Annotated in this window: 1 protein-coding gene; it reads left to right on the plus strand. The window is 62.1% G+C overall.

All coding sequences use genetic code 11. The features are described 5' to 3' along the window. The coding region (locus tag A5713_RS06215) for a sensor domain-containing protein (RefSeq protein WP_068093681.1) at positions 1-591 on the plus strand (591 nt) is incomplete at its 5' end. Positions 592-1,171: the final 580 nt, after the last annotated feature.

Here is a 1,171-nt window from a genome sequence, read left to right on the forward strand (position 1 = left end):
CCCACCCTGGCCCCCGACGCCATCGATTCGCTGATCTTGGCGCCAGACCTGATTAACGAGATTGTCGGTGCGAAACTCAACTGGGCGTCCAAACCTCCGCCCGGCGCGACCTCCCCGCCCGTGGCCGCCTTCGTCGACGAGGGCAACCCCGACTGTGCGGCGCTGTTCGGGCTGGACACCAACACGGTTGGCGTGGCCTATACCGGATGGCGGAGCAATCAATACAGGGAGGAAAAGGACACTTCAGGTCATGCGGTCTATCTGGCTGTTGCGACGGTAGCCGACGCGAAAACAGCGACTCAGTTGCTCGACAATGCGCTCGCGAAGGCCGTAAATTCGTGCGACAACGCCGTTTTGCACCGCAAAGACGACATATCGAGATGGAGATTCCAAAAGACCGACGCCGGCGGCAAGGATCTGACGTGGACCGCGACGGAACTGCAGGACGGGAAGCCCACCGGTTGGATCTGCCCCAACGTGGCGCGCGCGAAGAACAATGTGATCATCACTGCGCAGGTGTGCCAATACGGCAATGGCGCTCCGGCCACCGCGACAATTCTGGACAAGATGTCGGCGAAGATACCGGGATAGAGCTTTTCACGACTCCTGCCTGGCCCGGGGCCGCACAATGTTCTCTGCGTTACGGCTTCGGGGCCGGTGCGCGATGCGGGCTATCCGGGGTGCTCAGCGGTTGGCTGCCCGAAAAACCGCTGACGACTCCAGGGCTATCGGGCGTGCCCATCGGTTGGGCGCCAGACAGGGCGCTGACGGCTTCGGGACTAGCGGGCGTGACCATCGCTTGGCCGCCCGAGGGCGAGCTGACAGCTGCGGGACTATCGGGTGTGGCCAGCGGTTCTCCGCCCCAGCCGGGGTCGCAACGCGCGACCTGCGGACATGGAAGAGACGGATCGGAGCGCGCGACCGTGTCGCCCAGGCCGCCGGATACCGCGGTGAGCGCTCCGGCGATCGCTGCTCCTGCGGCCAAACGTGTCAATTTCGACATGAGTGAGATTCCAATCGAGCTGAAACAATAAGGGTGAGGTCCTAAAAGTCAACAAGGTACGGTTGTTAAAACCTCAGCAGTCCTGTCATGGTACTCCTCCCGGATCCTGCACAAAGTATTCCGATTCTCCCGGGTCTATCCGGGGATCTTCTCCGACATCTTGTCCAG

Origin of the sequence: Mycobacterium sp. E2497 (genome assembly GCF_001668695.1) — a bacterium.
Classification (GTDB): Bacteria; Actinomycetota; Actinomycetes; order Mycobacteriales; family Mycobacteriaceae; genus Mycobacterium.